This window comes from Streptomyces sp. NPDC021225 (assembly GCF_044332865.1).
GTDB lineage: Bacteria > Actinomycetota > Actinomycetes > Streptomycetales > Streptomycetaceae > Streptomyces.
In genome coordinates, this window is sequence record NZ_JBIRPV010000002.1 from 739,048 (window position 1) to 755,231 (window position 16,184).

The 16,184-nt window shown below is 70.8% G+C and carries 16 protein-coding genes and 1 pseudogene; 6 read left to right on the top strand and 11 right to left on the bottom strand.

From position 1 onward, the window contains the following. Positions 1–52: 52 nt before the first annotated feature. Positions 53–880 (top strand): hypothetical protein, encoded by an 828-nt coding sequence (locus tag ACH4S9_RS11505; RefSeq protein ID WP_398371287.1) that lies wholly within the window; start codon positions 53–55, stop codon positions 878–880. Between the two features lie 166 nt (positions 881–1,046). Beyond that, positions 1,047–1,967 (top strand): hypothetical protein, encoded by a 921-nt coding sequence (locus ACH4S9_RS11510; protein ID WP_398371289.1) that lies wholly within the window; start codon positions 1,047–1,049, stop codon positions 1,965–1,967. Here the strand turns inward: ACH4S9_RS11510 and ACH4S9_RS11515 are convergent. The 3 genes from ACH4S9_RS11515 to sodN all read right to left on the bottom strand — a co-directional run bounded on the left by ACH4S9_RS11515 (position 1,948) and on the right by sodN (position 4,619). After that, positions 1,948–3,333, bottom strand: a complete 1,386-nt coding sequence (locus tag ACH4S9_RS11515; protein WP_398371291.1) for a sensor histidine kinase — start codon at positions 3,331–3,333, stop codon at positions 1,948–1,950. The two genes, ACH4S9_RS11510 and ACH4S9_RS11515, sit on opposite strands and share 20 nt — an antisense overlap. Further along, positions 3,330–3,992 (bottom strand): response regulator transcription factor, encoded by a 663-nt coding sequence (locus tag ACH4S9_RS11520; protein WP_398371293.1) that lies wholly within the window; start codon positions 3,990–3,992, stop codon positions 3,330–3,332. The genes ACH4S9_RS11515 and ACH4S9_RS11520 overlap by 4 nt, the downstream gene beginning before the upstream one ends. Positions 3,993–4,223: 231 nt before the next feature. Beyond that, positions 4,224–4,619 carry a superoxide dismutase, Ni gene (sodN, locus tag ACH4S9_RS11525; RefSeq protein WP_311729825.1) on the bottom strand — a complete coding sequence of 132 codons (396 nt, stop codon included), beginning with the start codon at positions 4,617–4,619 and terminating at the stop codon, positions 4,224–4,226. 246 nt (positions 4,620–4,865) lie between these two features. On the opposite strand from sodN, the pseudogene ACH4S9_RS11530 reads away from it, so the two are divergent. Then, positions 4,866–5,036 (top strand): annotated as a pseudogene (locus ACH4S9_RS11530) (S24 family peptidase); the annotation flags it as partial. 98 nt (positions 5,037–5,134) lie between these two features. Here ACH4S9_RS11530 and ACH4S9_RS11535 read toward each other — a convergent pair. Continuing rightward, entirely contained in the window at positions 5,135–5,827 is a 693-nt protein-coding gene (locus ACH4S9_RS11535; protein WP_352129827.1) for a CGNR zinc finger domain-containing protein, read from the bottom strand. A gap of 88 nt (positions 5,828–5,915) precedes the next feature. On the opposite strand from ACH4S9_RS11535, the gene ACH4S9_RS11540 reads away from it, so the two are divergent. Further along, positions 5,916–6,704 (top strand): class I SAM-dependent methyltransferase, encoded by a 789-nt coding sequence (locus ACH4S9_RS11540; protein ID WP_398371296.1) that lies wholly within the window; start codon positions 5,916–5,918, stop codon positions 6,702–6,704. Positions 6,705–6,808: 104 nt separating this feature from the next. Here the strand turns inward: ACH4S9_RS11540 and ACH4S9_RS11545 are convergent, their stop codons facing one another. The 3 genes from ACH4S9_RS11545 to ACH4S9_RS11555 are packed head-to-tail and all read right to left on the bottom strand — an operon-like array spanning position 6,809 to position 9,517. Continuing rightward, positions 6,809–7,561: an amino acid ABC transporter ATP-binding protein gene (locus tag ACH4S9_RS11545; RefSeq protein ID WP_311729864.1), complete on the bottom strand. Its 753-nt coding sequence runs from the start codon at positions 7,559–7,561 to the stop codon at positions 6,809–6,811. Between the two features lie 5 nt (positions 7,562–7,566). Continuing rightward, positions 7,567–8,517 (bottom strand): amino acid ABC transporter permease, encoded by a 951-nt coding sequence (locus ACH4S9_RS11550; protein WP_311729828.1) that lies wholly within the window; start codon positions 8,515–8,517, stop codon positions 7,567–7,569. Between the two features lie 37 nt (positions 8,518–8,554). Then, on the bottom strand, positions 8,555–9,517 hold the full coding sequence (locus ACH4S9_RS11555) for an ABC transporter substrate-binding protein (RefSeq protein WP_385343293.1): 963 nt from the start codon (positions 9,515–9,517) through the stop codon (positions 8,555–8,557). 531 nt (positions 9,518–10,048) lie between these two features. Between ACH4S9_RS11555 and ACH4S9_RS11560 the strand changes: the two genes are divergently transcribed. Both ACH4S9_RS11560 and ACH4S9_RS11565 read left to right on the top strand, forming a co-directional pair. Then, positions 10,049–11,281 carry an NADP-dependent malic enzyme gene (locus tag ACH4S9_RS11560; protein ID WP_358845903.1) on the top strand — a complete coding sequence of 411 codons (1,233 nt, stop codon included), beginning with the start codon at positions 10,049–10,051 and terminating at the stop codon, positions 11,279–11,281. A 161-nt stretch (positions 11,282–11,442) separates the two neighbouring features. Beyond that, positions 11,443–12,405 (top strand): zinc-binding dehydrogenase, encoded by a 963-nt coding sequence (locus tag ACH4S9_RS11565; RefSeq protein WP_311729831.1) that lies wholly within the window; start codon positions 11,443–11,445, stop codon positions 12,403–12,405. A gap of 38 nt (positions 12,406–12,443) precedes the next feature. On the opposite strand, the gene ACH4S9_RS11570 is transcribed toward ACH4S9_RS11565, so the two are convergent. The 4 genes from ACH4S9_RS11570 to ACH4S9_RS11585 all read right to left on the bottom strand — a co-directional run bounded on the left by ACH4S9_RS11570 (position 12,444) and on the right by ACH4S9_RS11585 (position 16,167). Continuing rightward, the gene (locus ACH4S9_RS11570) at positions 12,444–13,160 is read right to left on the bottom strand and encodes an antibiotic biosynthesis monooxygenase (protein ID WP_385343288.1); all 717 of its coding nucleotides are present in this window, start codon (positions 13,158–13,160) and stop codon (positions 12,444–12,446) included. Between the two features lie 90 nt (positions 13,161–13,250). Next, positions 13,251–14,132: a hypothetical protein gene (locus ACH4S9_RS11575; protein ID WP_361183248.1), complete on the bottom strand. Its 882-nt coding sequence runs from the start codon at positions 14,130–14,132 to the stop codon at positions 13,251–13,253. A 92-nt stretch (positions 14,133–14,224) separates the two neighbouring features. After that, positions 14,225–15,283, bottom strand: a complete 1,059-nt coding sequence (locus tag ACH4S9_RS11580) for a helix-turn-helix transcriptional regulator (protein WP_398371300.1) — start codon at positions 15,281–15,283, stop codon at positions 14,225–14,227. After that, entirely contained in the window at positions 15,283–16,167 is an 885-nt protein-coding gene (locus ACH4S9_RS11585; protein WP_398371302.1) for a DUF4097 family beta strand repeat-containing protein, read from the bottom strand. The genes ACH4S9_RS11580 and ACH4S9_RS11585 overlap by 1 nt, the downstream gene beginning before the upstream one ends. Positions 16,168–16,184: the final 17 nt, after the last annotated feature.

Consider the following 16,184-nt stretch of genomic DNA (forward strand, 5'->3'; position numbering starts at 1 on the left):
ATCGTGCGGCAGTCAGGATGCGTTCAGGTGTCCGATGGCACGGTCGCTGCCCATGACCCATGAAACGTCCGAGACATTCGCGATGTCCACGGCAGGCCGACCCGCCGCTCCGGCGCGGCATCGGCTGAGCTGGAACAAGGTGCCCGAGGTCACCGTCTACTTCTGGATCATCAAGGTGCTGTGCACGACGGTCGGCGAGACCGCCGCCGACCTGCTGAACGAGAAGGCCGGGCTCGGCCTGACCGGCGTGTCGGTGCTGATGAGCGCGCTGCTGGCCGTGGTGCTTGTGGTGCAGTTCCGCACGAGTGCGTACCGGGCGGGCGTCTACTGGCTCGCCGTGGCCCTGATCAGCGTCGTCGGCACCCTGATCAGCGACAACCTGACCGACAACATGGGCGTGCCGCTGGAGGCGAGTACGGCGGTGTTCGCGATCGTCCTCGCGGCCGTGTTCGCCGTCTGGTACCGGCGCGAGCGGACGCTGTCCATCCACAGCGTCGACACCACCAGCCGCGAGTCCTTCTACTGGCTCGCGGTGCTCTTCACCTTCGCCCTGGGCACCGCGGCCGGTGACCTGGTCTCCGAGCGCATGAGCCTCGGCTACTGGCTGGCCGCCGTGCTGTTCGCCCTGGCCATCGCCGCAGTCGCCGTCGCGCACTTCGCACTCGGCCTCGACGCGGTGTGGAGCTTCTGGATCGCGTACATCCTCACCCGGCCGCTCGGCGCCTCGATCGGCGACTACCTCTCCCAGCCCACCGGAGACGGCGGCCTGGGCCTGGGCACCGTCATCACCAGCGCGCTGTTCCTGGCCGTCATCCTCGGTCTGGTCGTCTACCTGGGGGTGACGCGCAGGGACGTCACCGCCCCGGAGCGGGCCGCCTGACACCCGGCCTGACCTGCCGAGCGGTCCGCGTTCAGGATGCGTTCAGGCTCTCTGTGCCACGGTCGGAGATCCCGGCCGCCACCGGCGGCCGGTTCATCTCAACAGGGCGCTCGTCCCGGTCCCGGGAGCGAGCGCTCTGTTGTTCGACCGGACAGGAGAAGCCGAGTTGGCGAAATCGGAGATCCTCACCGAACTCGACGTGGCGAGTACGTCGAACACGTCGAGCACGTCGAGCACGACCAAGTCGGTGATGAAGAAGCTGCCCGAGGTCACGCTGGCCTTCTGGATCATGAAGATCGCCGCGACGACCCTGGGTGAGACGGCGGGCGACCTCTTCTCACAGACCCTGAAGCTGGGCTACTTCCTCACCACGATCGCGCTGTTCCTGATCTTCGTGGTGACGCTGGTGGTCCAGCTGCGATCCCACCGCTACAACCCGTTCTTCTACTGGACCGTGATCCTGTCGACCAGCATGGCCGGCACCACGATGTCCGACTTCATGAATCGCGACGCCAGCGCCAAATACCTCGCGAACGGCGCCGCTTCGCTCGGCTGGGGCCCGCAGGGGCTGGGCCTCGGCTACCCGGTCGGAGCGGCGATCCTGATCTCGATCCTTCTGGCGATCTTCCTCGCCTGGAAGGTGAGCGGGATGACGTTCCGGATCCGCGACATCGTCACCTTCAGGGGCGAGGCGCTGTTCTGGGCGGCGATCCTCGTGTCGAACACCCTCGGCACGTCCATGGGCGACTTCCTGTCCGACAGCTCGGGCCTCGGCTACGCCGGCGGCGCACTGCTCGTGACCGGGGTGCTCGCCGTGCTCGTGGCGCTGATGAAGGTGCGCGCGGTGCCGAATGTGCTGCTGTTCTGGTTCGCCTTCGTCCTCACCCGCCCGCTGGGTGCCACCGCGGGCGACTTCCTCACCAAGCCGGTCGCCAAGGGCGGCCTGGATCTCGGTACCGCGGGCTCGTCCGCCGTCCTGCTCGCCGTCCTGTTCGGCCTGATGGCCTTCGCCCAGGTGCGGGAGCGCCGGACCGACGCCCCTGCGGCGAAGCCGGAGCGGGAGCCGGTCATCCGGCAGGCAGGCTGACCGTGAACCTGGCGCCGGGCGCGGGTCCGGGTTCGTAGGACACGTCACCGCCGACGGCGCGGGCCAGGCGTCGCGCGAGCGGCAGCCCCAGCCCGGCGCCGTCGTGCCCATCGCCGGTGTCGGCGCGCCTGCCGGGCTGGAACAGCTCGTCCACGAACGCCTCCGGCACACCGGGGCCGTCGTCGACGACGGCGATCCGCACGGCGCCGGGGACGGGCCGCGCGGACACGGTCACGCGGGAACGGGCGTAGCGGGCGGCGTTGGCGAGCAGGGGGCTGAGGATGCGTTCGAGGAGAGCGGGCGCGACCCCCGCCGCCAGCACCGGGGCTCCCGGCTCCATCGAGGTCCGCACCTGATCCGGTGTGTCGAGGCGCTGGAGCAGGCGGTACAGGACGGGCACGACGTCGGTCGTCCCCGGGGCCGCCGCCGGGTTCAGCGCGTTCTCGCGGGCGTCGTCCAGGAGGGTGTCGCAGATGGTGCGTATGGACTGCGCCGCCTCGGCGATCACCTCCTGGGTGGCGCGGGTCTCGGCGTCCGTGCGGGGGCGGGCCCGCAACCAGTCGAGCTCGATGATGATCCGGGTGAGCGGGGTGCGCAGTTCGTGGGACAGCTCCGCCGTCAGTTGCTGTTCGTGGCGCAGCACGGTGCGGATGCGGTCCAGGAGCTGGTCCAGTGAGGCTCCGAGGCGGGCGAGCTCGGCCGGGCGGTCCTCCGCGCTGAAGCGTGCGTCGGAGCCCACGGCGCTCCACTGGGTGGCCTGGTCGGTCATCGTCCGCACCGGGCGCAGCGCCCGGCCGACGGACAGGCGGGTGAGCCCATAGGTGCAGCCGAGCATCACCGCGTCCAGGATGAGCGACCCCAGCAGCAGGGTGTCGGCCGAACTGCGGTACGGAGTCAGGTCCAGCGCGGTGACGACGGTGGCGGTGACATGGCGGCCGGGGATGGGCTGGGCACACAGCCGGACCGGCGGGTGACCGCGGGCGTCGACGGTCGCGCAGGCATGCTTCCGCTGCGCCGCCAGCCGGTCGGCGGCCTGGGTGAGCGGGCTGTCGGCCGTGACGGACGGCGGCTTCTCCAGCGGGCGAGTGCCGTCGTAGGTCCAGACGTTCGCGTCGAGGAGGCGGTCGTTGACGGTTTCCAGGACCCGAACCCGGGGGCCGCTGGTGTCGATGGTCGTGGCCACGGCCGCCGCCCGGTTGCGCAGTTCGTCGTCCGCCTGGTGCCGCAGATGCCGGTCCATCGCGGCGTTGAACGCCACGGTCAGGATCGTCATCAGCAGCGTGGCGGTGGTCAGCGCCACGAGAGAGAGCCGGCCGCGCAGGGTGCGGGGGACAAGGCGACGGAAGACCCGGGAGACACGGCTCATGACAGACGGTGTCCCGCGCCCCGCGCCGTGCCGATCGCCAGGCCGCTGCCCGCCTCCCGCAGCTTGCGGCGCAGCCGGCTCAGATACTGGTCCAGGGTGTTGTCGCTGACCTGCGCGCCCTCGGGCCAGCCGGCCCGCACCAGGTCACGGCGGCGCACCAGCGTCCCGTCGGCGGCGACGAGCGTGGCCAGCAGCCGGAACTCGGTGGGGGACAGCGCGACGCGGGCACCGCCCACGGTCAGGCTGTGGTCCACCGCGTCCAGGACCAGGTCCCCGACGGAGGCCACCGCCGTCGTGGCGGCCCGTTTGAGTACGGCTCTCAGCCGGGCGGCGAGCTCGGCGAGGTGGAAGGGCTTGGGCAGGTAGTCATCGCCTCCGGCGGAGAATCCGGACAGGCGGTCGGTGAGCTGGTGCCGGGCGGTGAGGAAGATCACGGGGGCGAGGAAGCCATTGGCGCGCATCGCCTGGCATACGTCCCGTCCGTCCGCATCCGGCAGGCCGACGTCCAGGACGGCCGCCGAGATGTCGGCGGTGGCCAGCCGCAGGGCGGTGGCGCCGTCGGCGGCCAGGACCGGGGCGAAGTCCTCGTCGCACAGGCCACGGCGCAGCACGTCCCGCAGGGCGTGATCGTCCTCCACCACCAGGATCTTGGGGCGCATGATCCTCCGTCGGAACACCGTTCGTCTACGGAACTGTAGACGAGCGGCGGCCATGGAGCGTTCCCGGACGAAGGGCGCCGCGCGAGAAACATCCGTACTCAGCCGTACTCATCCGCACAAAAGACCGCACCCGGACCGCAGGGACGCCGTGGTCGGCGGCCCGTGGCCCGGGTGCGGACGAATAAGGTGCTGCGATCGGAGCAACCGCAGCTCAGAGGGCATGATCCAAGATCAGGCCTTCTTGGTCTCCCAGAAGATCTTGTCGATCTGGGCGATGTAGTCCAGAGCCTTCTGACCCGTGGCCGGGTCCGTGGAGGCCTTGGCGGCGCTGAGCGCCTTGAGGGTGTCGTTGACCAGCTGGTGCAGTTCCGGGTACTTCTCGAAGTGCGGCGGCTTGAAGTAGTCGCTCCACAGCACCGAGACGTGGTGCTTGGCGAGCTCCGCGCGCTGCTCCTTGATGACGGTGGCGCGGGCCCGGAAGTGCGGGTCCTCGTTGGCCTGGTACTTCTCCTGGACGGCCTTGACGGACTCGGCTTCGATACGGGCCTGGGCCGGGTCGTACACACCGCAGGGCAGGTCGCAGTGGGCGCTGACCTTGACCTTCGGGGCGAACAGGCGGGAGAGCATAGAGCTGTCCTTCCTTAAGTGATCGTCTTCTCAGGTGCGAGATTACTCCGTGGGGGAAGGCTTTTCCCGGGTGCCCCGGGGGGCTTAGGTCAAAAGTCCAGTGGCAGCCTGGGACGCCTGGGATGCTGAATGTACGTGACCGGAGGTGTCTTGATGCCAGAGCAGCTGCACGATCGCGGGCAGGAGCAGGACCGCGAGCGCCGTGGGCTGCTGCGGATCGGGCTCGCCGAGGTCTACAACCCGTCGATGGTGCCGACGCTGAACCCCGGAGATCAGCTGGTCGTCCGGTACGGCGTGGCCGTCCGGGCGGGCGATGTGGTGCTGCTGCGGCATCCGTTCCGCCAGGACCTGCTGATCGTCAAGCGCATCGTGGAGCGGCGTGACGGCGGCTGGTGGGTGATGGGGGACAACCCGTACGTGGAGAACGACAGCCGGGAGTTCGGCGTGGTGCCGGACGAGCTGGTGGTGGCCAGGGTCTGGGTGCGGCTGCGGCCGCTGCCGGGGGCCGGGTCGGGTCAGCGGTCGGTGGCCGGGATGCTGTCGTGGGTGCTGTCCGCGGTGCGGCGGGTGGGGTCGGCGCGGTCGGCACGGTCGGCACGGTCTGGGGGGGTGCTGCCGGGCCGGCGCGGGGCGGTCTCGGAGCGCTCGGTGTCCAGGCGCTTGCGGGCGCGGTAGGCGGCGACGTTGGCGCGGGTGGCGCAGCGGTCGGAGCAGTAGCGCCGGGATCGATTTGTCGATGTGTCGAGATAGGCGTTGCGGCAGGGCGGTGCCTCGCAGATGCCGAGGCGGTCGACGCCCAGTTCGGTGAGGTGGAACGCGAGCCCCATGGAGGCGGTCGCGGCGTAACCCGCGCTCGCGTTGGCGGCGTAGTCGGCGATGTGCATATGCCATTTGGGGCGGTCGTCCTCGTCCCGGTACTCGTGCCCGGAGATCTGCGGGCTGACCGGGAACTCGATGAGCAGCGCGTTCAGCAGGTCCACGGCCAGCACCTCGTCCCCGCCCGCCGCCGCCTCGAAGACGGCGCGCAGCCGGGCGCGCACCGACCTCAGCCGGGTGACATCGGAGTCGGTGGCGCGCCGCGCCGCCTGCTGGCTCTCCCCGAAGAGTGCGCGCACCGCATCGACCGAGGTGAGGGCGTCGGTGCCGCGCGCGGGCTCCTCGCTGTTGACCAGGCGCACGGCGAGATCCGAGTAATAGGCCAGTTCCACTTGTGGTCCTTACGAGGGTCGGGCTATCGTCGGTAATGGCTGATATGGCTACGAGGGTATTACGACGGAGCAGGCGGGGAGAGAATTGATGACCGACACCGTCGCCGCGCCGGACTGGCGGGCATGGCAGCAGAGCTGGGACCGGCAGCAGGAGTGGTACCTCCCCGACCGCGAGGAGCGGTTCGGGGTGATGCTGGACATGGTCGAGGCGCTGGTCGGCCCGGAGCCGAGAATTCTGGACCTGGCCTGCGGCACCGGCAGCATCACCGACCGGGCGCTGCGCAGATTCCCCCGCGCCACCAGCACGGGCGTGGACCTCGACCCGGCGCTGCTGACCATCGCGCGCGGCCACTTCGCGGCGGACGACCGGGCCGAGTTCGTGACGGCGGACCTGCGCGACCCGGGGTGGACGGACAGGCTGCCACACCGCTCGTACGACGTCGTGCTCACCGCCACCGCGCTGCACTGGCTGCCGGACGACGCGCTGCGCGTGCTGTACGGGCAGCTGGCAGGGGTGGTGCGGGACGGCGGGGCGTTCCTGAACGCCGACCACATGCCGGGGCGGGACACGCCCAGGATCGATGCCGCCGTGCGCGCGTTCGAGCACGCCCGGCGGGAGCGGGCCAGGGCCGAGGGCGCGCAGGACTGGGCGGCGTGGTGGCAGGCGGCGGCCCGGGACGAGGCGCTCGCCGCGCCCGTCGCCGAGCGGTTCAAGATCTTCGGCAACCCGGCCGACGGCGCGGACCACGCGGACGGCGTGGCCGAGGCGTTCCAGCCCGTCGGCTGGCACGCGGCCACGCTGCGCGAGGCGGGGTTCGGGGAGGCGCGGGCCGTGTGGTGCTCCCCGTCGGACGCGATGGTGCTCGCCCTGAAGTAGCCGGCGTAGTCGAAGTGGCTGGAGGAGCTGAAGCAGGCACGGGTGGTACGGGCCGGATCCGGCCCGTACCACCCGTCGTGCGCCGCGGGACAGCTCTGGAGGGCCTAAAGAACCTTCGAGAGGAACGACTTGGTCCGTTCGTGCCGCGGGTTGGTGAGCACCTCGCGCGGGTGCCCGGACTCCACGACCACCCCGTCGTCCATGAAGACGATCGAGTCCCCGACCTCCCGGGCGAAGCCCATCTCGTGGGTCACCACGACCATGGTCATGCCGTCCTCGGCCAGCCCGCGCATCACGTCCAGCACATCGCCGACCAGCTCGGGGTCGAGCGCCGAGGTGGGCTCGTCGAAGAGCATCAGCTTGGGCTCCATGGCCAGCGCCCGCGCGATGGCGACGCGCTGCTGCTGGCCGCCGGAGAGCTGCGAGGGGTAGTTGCCGGCCTTGTCGGACAGGCCCACCCGGTCGAGCAGCCGCAGCGCGCGCTCCCGGGCGACCGCCTTGGCCTCGCCCTTGACCTGGACCGGCGCCTCCATGACGTTCTCCACCGCGGTCATGTGCGGGAAGAGGTTGAAGCGCTGGAAGACCATGCCGATGTCCCGGCGCTTCGCGGCGACCTCGCGGTCCTTGAGCTCGTAGAGCTTGTCGCCCTTCTGCCGGTAGCCGACCAGCTCGCCGTCCACGTACAGCCGCCCGGAGTTGATCTTCTCCAGGTGGTTGATACAGCGCAGGAAGGTGGACTTCCCGGAGCCGGACGGGCCGATCAGACAGAACACCTCGCGGGGCGCGACCTCCAGGTCGATGCCCTTGAGGACCTGTAGCGCGCCGAAGGACTTGTGGACGCCTTCGGCCTTCACCATGGCGTTCATGACGTGCCCACACCTCCGGAGGGTCGGTTGGAGAAGGAGAAGAGATTGACCCGGATCCGCTGGAGCGGGGTCATGGGCAGGCTGCGGCTCGAGCCGCGGGCGTAGTACCGCTCCAGGTAGAACTGGCCCACGCTCAGGACGGAGGTCAGGATGAGATACCAGAGGGCCGCGAGGAAGAGCATCTCCGCGGGCGCGCCGGAGGTCTGGCCGACCTCGCTGGTGGCCTGGAGCAGATCCCAGTACTGCACGGCGACGACCAGCGAGGTGGTCTTGAGCATGTTGATGAACTCATTGCCGGTCGGCGGCACGATCACCCGCATCGCCTGCGGCAGCACCACCCGGCGCAGCGTCTTGGCGTGGCTCATGCCCAGCGCGTGCGCCGCCTCGGTCTGGCCCTCGTCGACGGCCTGGATGCCCGCGCGGCAGATCTCCGCCATGTACGCGGCCTCGTTCAGGCCGAGCCCCAGCAGGGCGGCCAGGAACGGGGTCATGAAGTCCGACCACTCGTCCTGGTAGATCGGGCCGAGGTTGATGTACTCGAAGATCAGCCCGAGGTTGAACCACAGCAGCAGCTGCACATAGACCGGGGTGCCGCGGAAGAACCAGATGTAGCCCCAGGCGATGGAGGCGGTCACCGGGTTCTTGGACAGCCGCATCACCGCGAGGAGGATGCCGAGGACCACGCCGAGCGCCATGGAGGCGATCGTGATCCAGACGGTCTTGCCGACGCCCTTGAGGATCTGGTCGTTGAAGAAGTAATCCGGGATGGCTCCCCAGTTCACCTTCCCTTGGGAGAAGGCGTACACGATTGACGCCAGGAAGGCGATGACCACGACCGCCGCGACCCAGCGCCCGTAGTGCCGCACCGGGATGGCCTTGATGTTCTCCGGCTCGGGTGGGGGCGGTGGGGCGTCCTGGGGACCCACCTTGTCGATCTCAACAGTCACGGAAAGAGCCTTTCAGTGGGGGAGAGGGGAGGCCGGGTCACTTGCCGCCGTTGACGATGGCCTTGAGGACCGCGCCGTCCTGGACGCCCCACTTGGCGATGATCTTGTCGTATTCGCCGTTCGCGATGATGAAGGCCAGCGCCTGCCGCAGCGCATCGCGCAGCTCGGTGTTCCCCTTGGCCACGGCTATGCCGTACGGGGCCGCCTCGACCTGCTCGCCCACCACCTGGAAGTCATTGCCGCCGCCCGAGGTCTTCACGGCGTAGGCGGCGACCGGGAAGTCGCTGGCGCCGGCGTCACCGCCGCCGCCGAGCAGCCGGGTCTGGGCCTCGGTGTCGTTCGCGTAGGCCTCGATCGAGATCTTGCTCTTGTGGTTCTTCTCGCAGGTCTTGCTCTGGGCCTTGGCCAGGTCGTGGGAGGTGGTGCCGCGCTGGACGACGACGTCCTTGCCGCACAGGTCGTCCCAGGTCTTGATCCCCTGGTCCTCGCCCTTCCTGGTGTACATCGACACACCGGCCGTGAAGTAGTCCACGAAGTCGACGCCCTCGCCGACCGGCTTGCCGGTCTCGGGGTCGACGCCGTCCTGGCGGCTCTTGTTGTCGGTCATGGCCGACATGGCGATGTCGTACCGCTTGGAGCGCAGGCCGGTCAGCAGACCGTCGAACGTGCCGTTGTTGAACTTGAACTCCACGCCGAGGACCTTGCCCATCGCGGCGGCGAGGTCCGGGTCCAGGCCGATGACCTGCCCGTTCTTCCTGAACTCCACCGGCGGGTAGTTGATGTCCGAGCCGACCTTGATCACGCCCGCGCTCTGGATCTTCTTCGGCAACATGCTGAAGAGCGGGGCCGTGGTGGCGCCTCTGGTGGTGTTCGTCTTGTCCCTCTGGTCGCCACAGCCCGTCAGGAGCAGGGCACCGGTGACCGCGATCGCGCCGGCGACGGCCGCCTTGGACTTCATGCCGGTCCGTCGGCTGCGTCGGCGCGTAATGCTGGCGGTCATGCTCGTTCCTCCTGCGGGGTGAGAGGGTGTCCGGATGGGCCAGAACACGTTTGTGGGTGTCGCGACCCTGTGTGATTGGGGCATCTTGCCACCGGACTGGCTCGATCAGACGTCCAGCCATGTCAAAATCGGGTAACGGGCGACCCCCGTGGTGCACAGGGGCGGAAACGCCCGGCCGGAAGACCGCGGCCAATGAGCGGAACGAGACGTTCATCACGTTTGATCACATAGGGAAACGTCTCGAGTGGTGGACGTTCAAGGGTGATTCAATCGCTTTCGCAGGTAACGCGAGGTATTCGAACACCACACATACGACCGCGGCGGGAAACCGTTCGTCCCCGGAGGAGCCCTTCCGGTAGAACGGACGGTTACCCCCCTCACCCGGGGCTCGGGGCGCGTGTGCGGCGCGCCCGGCGTTCGAATCTGGACCCAGCGGCGGATATCCGCCCAGTGGGACCCGGACGCGGTGCCCGCCCGCTCCCCAACCAGGGGCGGATACCCTCAACAGAAATACGACAAAGGGGTCAAATAGTGGCAGCGGAGATCGCGAATCCTCGCAGCGACAGCACGAACGGAAGCGCCGGAGACGCGGAGGGAGTCGCGGACGGCGAGCCCTTCGATCCGGCCTTCGCGCTGCACCGGGGCGGCAAGATGGCCATCGAGGCGACGGTGCCGGTGCGGAACAAGGACGATCTGTCCCTCGCCTACACGCCGGGCGTCGCGAAGGTCTGCAGCGCCATCGCGGAGAAGCCCGAGCTGGTCGACGAGTACACCTGGAAGTCCCACGTCGTCGCGGTCGTCACGGACGGCAGCGCGGTGCTCGGGCTCGGCGACATCGGTCCGGAGGCCTCCCTGCCCGTGATGGAGGGCAAGGCCATCCTCTTCAAGCAGTTCGGCGGCGTCGACGCGGTGCCGATCGCCCTCGACTGCCGCGAGGTGGACGAGATCGTCGAGACCGTCGTCCGACTCGCCCCCTCCTTCGGCGGCGTGAACCTGGAGGACATCTCCGCCCCGCGCTGCTTCGAGATCGAGCGCAAGCTCCAGGAGCGCGTCGACATCCCGATCTTCCACGACGACCAGCACGGCACGGCGGTCGTCACCCTCGCCGCGCTGCGCAACGCGGCCAAGCTGACCGACCGCTCGCTCGGCCAGCTGCGCGCCGTCATCTCCGGCGCCGGCGCCGCGGGCGTCGCCATCGCCAAGATCCTCGTCGAGGCGGGGATCGGGGATGTCGCGGTCTGCGACCGCAAGGGCATCGTGTCCGCCGACCGCGAGGACCTCACCGACGTCAAGCGGGAGCTGGCCGGCTTCACCAACAAGGCCGGTCTGACCGGGCCCATGGAGGCCGCGCTGGACGGCGCCGACGTCTTCATCGGCGTCAGCGGCGGCACCGTCCCCGAGCAGGCGGTCGCCAAGATGGCTCCCGGCTGCTTCATCTTCGCCATGGCCAACCCGACCCCGGAGATCCACCCGGACGTCGCCCACAAGTACGCCGCGGTGGTCGCCACCGGCCGCAGCGACTTCCCGAACCAGATCAACAACGTTCTGGCCTTCCCGGGCATCTTCGCCGGCGCGCTTCAGGTCCGGGCCTCCCGGATCACCGAGGGCATGAAGCTCGCCGCCGCCGAGGCGCTGGCCGCCGTGGTGGCCGACGAGCTGAGCGCCGACACGGTCATCCCCTCGCCGTTCGACGACCGGGTCGCCCCGGCCGTGACCGCGGCCGTCGCGGCGGCGGCGCGCGCGGAGGGCGTGGCGCGCCGCTGAGTCCCCCAGGGCGCGCGTCGTATACGACGGCCGGGCCGCCGCCTCGCATGGAGGTGGCGGCCCGGTCGTCGTACGGGCGCGGGCGGCCGTTCGTACGCGCGGCGCGTGTCACACCGCGGCGTGGTTCCGCCGCCCGGCCCGCCGCCCCTATCGTCGGGATCATGTTCGCTGCCTACGCCGCACGTATCGACCGTGACCAGCCGCTGAACGGCCTCGAACTGGGCGAACGCCCCGAGCCCGAGACGCGCCCCGGCTGGACGACCATCACCGTCAAGGCCGCCTCGCTCAACCACCACGACCTGTGGTCGCTGCGCGGCGTCGGCCTCGGCGAGGAGTCGCTGCCGATGATCCTCGGCTGTGACGCGGCCGGGATCGACGAGGACGGCAACGACGTCGTCGTCCACTCGGTCATCGGACAGACCGGGCACGGCGTCGGCGCGCGCGAGCCCCGCTCCATCCTCACCGAGCGTTACCAGGGCACCTTCGCGGAGAAGGTCGCCGTCCCCACCTGGAATCTGCTGCCCAAGCCCCCGGAGCTCTCCTTCGAGGAGGCGGCCTGCCTGCCGACGGCCTGGCTGACCGCCTACCGCATGCTGTTCACCAACGCGGGCGTGCGCCCCGGCGACAGCGTCCTGGTCCAGGGCGCGGGCGGCGGCGTGGCCACCGCGGCCATCGTGCTGGGCGCGGCGGCCGGGCTGCGGGTGCTGGCCACCAGCCGGGACGAGGCCAAGCGCAAGCGCGCGGTCGACCTGGGGGCCGAGGGCGCGTACGAGCCGGGGGAGCGGCTGCCGCGGCGCGTGGACGCGGTGATCGAGACGGTGGGCGCGGCGACCTGGTCGCACTCGGTCAAGTCGCTCAAGCCCGGTGGAACGCTGGTCATCTCGGGCGCGACCAGCGGGCCGAGCCCCAAGTCCGCCGAGCTCAACCGGATCTTCTTCCTGGAGCTGAAGGTCGTCGGCTCCACGATGGGCAGCAAGGAGGAGCTGGAGGACCTGCTGAGCTTCTGCGCGGCGCGCGGCGTGCGGCCGGTCATCGACTCGGTGCTGCCGCTGGACCGGGCCCGCGAGGGGTTCGAGAAGATGGCGAGCGGGGACCTCTTCGGCAAGGTCGTGCTGACGGTCTGAGGGTCTGAGGGCTTTTACGGCTTCACGGCTTCACAGCTTTACGGCCGTATGAAGCTCCGCGCGAAGCGGTACCGCTTGGCCGTGGTGCCCTGGAACCCGGGGAAGTGCCTGACCCGCTCCCACTCAGGGGTCGGATCGTCGGCGGCGATGGCCGCGTCGTACGCCTCCTCGCTGGTCCACTGGGCGTAGTTGAGCACCTGCGCCCGGTCGTTGGCCAGATGGCGGGCGCCGTCGACGATCAGGTGGAAGTCGGCGGAGATGAGGTCAGGGCTCGGGGCGGGGTCGGTCTCCAGGGCCTCGATGACCGCGTCGATCCACCTCCGCCGCAGCTCCGGGGCGGGGTCGTCGAAGTCGGCCCTGATGACGACGATGCACCCGGGCACCCGGGGATCGCCCGCCGCCCGGGTGTCGAAGCCGCGGTAGCGGCGGTAGTTGGCGATGCCGTGGCGCTCGATGCCCGGCACGGCGGCGTCGATCTCGTCCACCCGCTCCTGGCGCTGGGCGCGGACGAAGGCGAGGTACGCCTCCTCGCTCGCCCACTGGGCGTGGTGCATCAGCGTCTCGCCGTCCATTCCCACATACACGTTCTGCGAGAACAGCTCCGGGCTCGGCCACGGACGGGAGTCCCAGGAGTGGGCGAGGGCATCCACCGTCGCCCGCTGCCGCTCGGGGGTGCCGACGCCCCAGGTGGAGAACAGGGCGGCGCCGACGTCGGGGCGCGCGAGGTCGGGGAGTGGGCTGGTGGGACCGAGCATGGGGGGCTCCTTCGGGATCGCGGGCGAAGGCCGCTTCGCCTTCGCCCGCGATCCTGATACCTCAACCGAGGTTGAGGTCAAGGCCGTTCGCTACTCGTACGCGACCTGGACCGCGGCGATGCCCAGCGTGCTCTGCATGGGCAGCATGCCCGCCTCGAACACCGCCGCGAGCAGCGGGTGGACCAGGCTCGCCAGCCGCTCGGCGCGCTCCGTGCCGAGCGCGCGCCAGGGCTCGGCGGCCAGCTCGTCCGTCAGCCGCTCGATCGCGTCGCGGCCCTGCCGGCCGCGCTCGGTGGCGTTCCCCTCCGCGTCGAGCCAGCCGCGCTCGGCCAGTCGGCCGGCCGCGGCGCTCCACTCCTCCGCGGTCCAGCCGCGGCCGCCGAAGTTGGCCGTCGGAGCGGCGCCGATCCCCGCGAAGGACACCAGCGACTCGCACGGGTCGAGACCGGCGGTGAGCAGCGCGGCCAGGTGGCCGTCCCCGCGATGCTCCCGCAGCACGGCGGTGGCCTGCCACAGGGCGAGGTGCGGCTCGTCGGACCAGCCGAGGTCGCGGTTGGCGGCGGCGATGGGGCGGGCGGCCAGGGTCGCGGCCTCGGCCGCCTCCTTGGCCAGGGCCGCGGCCTCGGCGATGTCCGGCCCGTCGATCCGGTCGCCGAGCAGCGCGCGGTACGTACGGTCGACCGCCCGCAGCCGGGCGGCCACCACCTTGTCCGGGGCGGCCGTCGACCAGACGGCGGGGATGTACTCGGCTATGGTGCGCGGGCTGAAGCTGTAGAACGTGGCCGTCACCAGCTCGGGGCCGACCGGGCCCAGCGGGGCGGCCCGCCAGGCGAAATAGCTGGGCCAGCGGGACTCGACGTCGTAGCCGAGCGCCGCGGCCTCCTCGGATGCCTGCGGAGCGAAGTAGAGACATGCGTGCACCGGCTCCAGCTGGTGCCACATGCGGCGGGCGAGCGCTTGATACTGCGTCACTCTTACCTCTTCGGATGAGACTCTGGCGAGGGCGGGCGGAAGCGGGGGAAAGCCGAGGCCGAAGGATAGCCAGAGCATGGGGAGGGTGAGGCCTATTCCTCCGTACGTCCCCGCAGCAGCGCGTTGATCCGCGCCGCGGTGGCCGCGAGCCGCCGCCGGGCCTCGGCCGCCTGTTCGGCGTTCACGCCGTGGTCGCGGGCCGTGTCGCGGATGTCGTCGCGGAAGCGGTCCAGCAGCCGGTCCAGGTCGCGGGCAGGGTCGCCGGACGGGGTGAAGTCCCGGGCCCACTCCGGCTCGGGCCCGGCCTCAGCCGCCGTCTCCTTCTCCGTCTCCGGCAGATCCACGCGCTCGACGACGACCTCCGGCTCGGCCCGCTCCGCGCCCCCGGCGTTCTGCCGTGAGATACGGCCCATGCCGCGCGACACCTCGGCCAGCCCCTCCCGGACCGCGCGCTGCCAGTCGCCCGCCCGGAGGTGTTCCTGCGTCTGCTCCTGAAGCCGCCGGGCCATCCGCTGCATCTCCTCGCGCGCGAAGTCCTGGGCGTCCTTGGCCTGTTGCCGGGCGCGCTGGGCGTCCTGCCGCGCCCGGCGGCTCTCCTGCTTGGCCCGGCGCGCCTGCTCCTTCCACTCGTCCTTGGCGCGGCGCATCTCCTCCTTCGCCAGCCGCCACGCCTCCTTGTCCCCCCACGGGCCCTCCCACGACGGCCCCGGCTGCTCGGCGGAGCCGCCCGACCTGCCCGAGCCGTTCGAGCCGTTGCCGGAGGTGCGGGCCTGCTGCGCCGCCTCCCGCATCTCGCGCCGCAGATCGCTGGCGGAGCCGCGTACGTCCTCCCGGATCTCGGCGGCCAGCTCGGCGACGGACTCGCGGATCTCGACCTCCAGGTCGGCCAGCTCGCCGCCGCGGTCGGCCAGTTCGGCGCGGCCGGCGTCGGTGATGGAGTAGACCTTGCGGCCGCCCTCGGTGGTGTGGGTGACCAGGCCCTCGGCCTCCAGCTTGGCCAGCCGGGGGTACACGGTGCCGGCGGAGGGCGCGTACAGGCCCTGGAAGCGCTCCTCCAGCAGGCGGATGACCTCGTAGCCGTGGCGCGGCGCCTCGTCGAGCAGCTTGAGGAGGTACAGGCGCAGTCGGCCGTGGGCGAATACGGGCGGCATCAGAGGACCTTTCCTTCGGGGCGGTCAGGGCCTTGCGCCGGGCCGGCCGCATCCTCTTCTCCGGTGGGCGGGCGGCGCAGCAGCGCTATCGCGCCCGAGACGGTGGTGGCCTTGAGCCTGCCATGGCCGGCGCCGAGCCGGCCGGAGATCTTCTTGGCCCCCCACTGCCCGCTGACCCGCAGATTCTCGAAGGCGTTGGAGACGGCGCCGCTCGTGGTGTGCGCCTCTACCTCCGCGTCGGCGGGGTGCGGCAGCCGGATCGCGATCTCGCCGGACACGGTGGTGAGGGCGATGTCCGCGCCGCCCGGGGCGGCGACGGGGGCGAGGTCGAGGAGGATGTCGCCGCTGACGGAGTCGGCGCGCACGGAGGCGCTCGAGCCCTCGATGACGGTCAGGTCGCCGGAGACGGAGTTGAAGCGCAGCCGCCCGGTGACGGCCTGGGCCTCGACCCGGCCCGAGACGGTGTCGGCCCGGACCGGGCCGGTCAGCCCGACCAGGGTGAAGTCGCCGGTGACGCCGTGCACATCGGTGCGGCCGCCGAGCCCGGAGAGCACGGTGCCGGCGCCGACCGCGCCGATCGAGGCGCTGGTGCCGGTGGGCACGGTGAGGGTGAGATGGACCGTGCGGTTCCAGCTCTTGTGGTCGAGCCACTTGAGCCAGCCCTTCCACGGGACGTCGTCGTATCCGACCCGCAGTACGCCTTCCTCGTGGGTGACGATCAGCGGCGGCCCGTCGATCTCCGCCAGCTCCAGGCGGGTGGGCCCGGTGTCGGTTCCGACGACGTTGACGGTGCCGCCGACGACGCGCACCTGGAGGGTGGACACGGGGTCGTCGAAGGTGAGCTTCTGCGGTTCGGTCAACGACCACTTCGACCCGGCTGACATCCCTGGCCTCCCCTGGG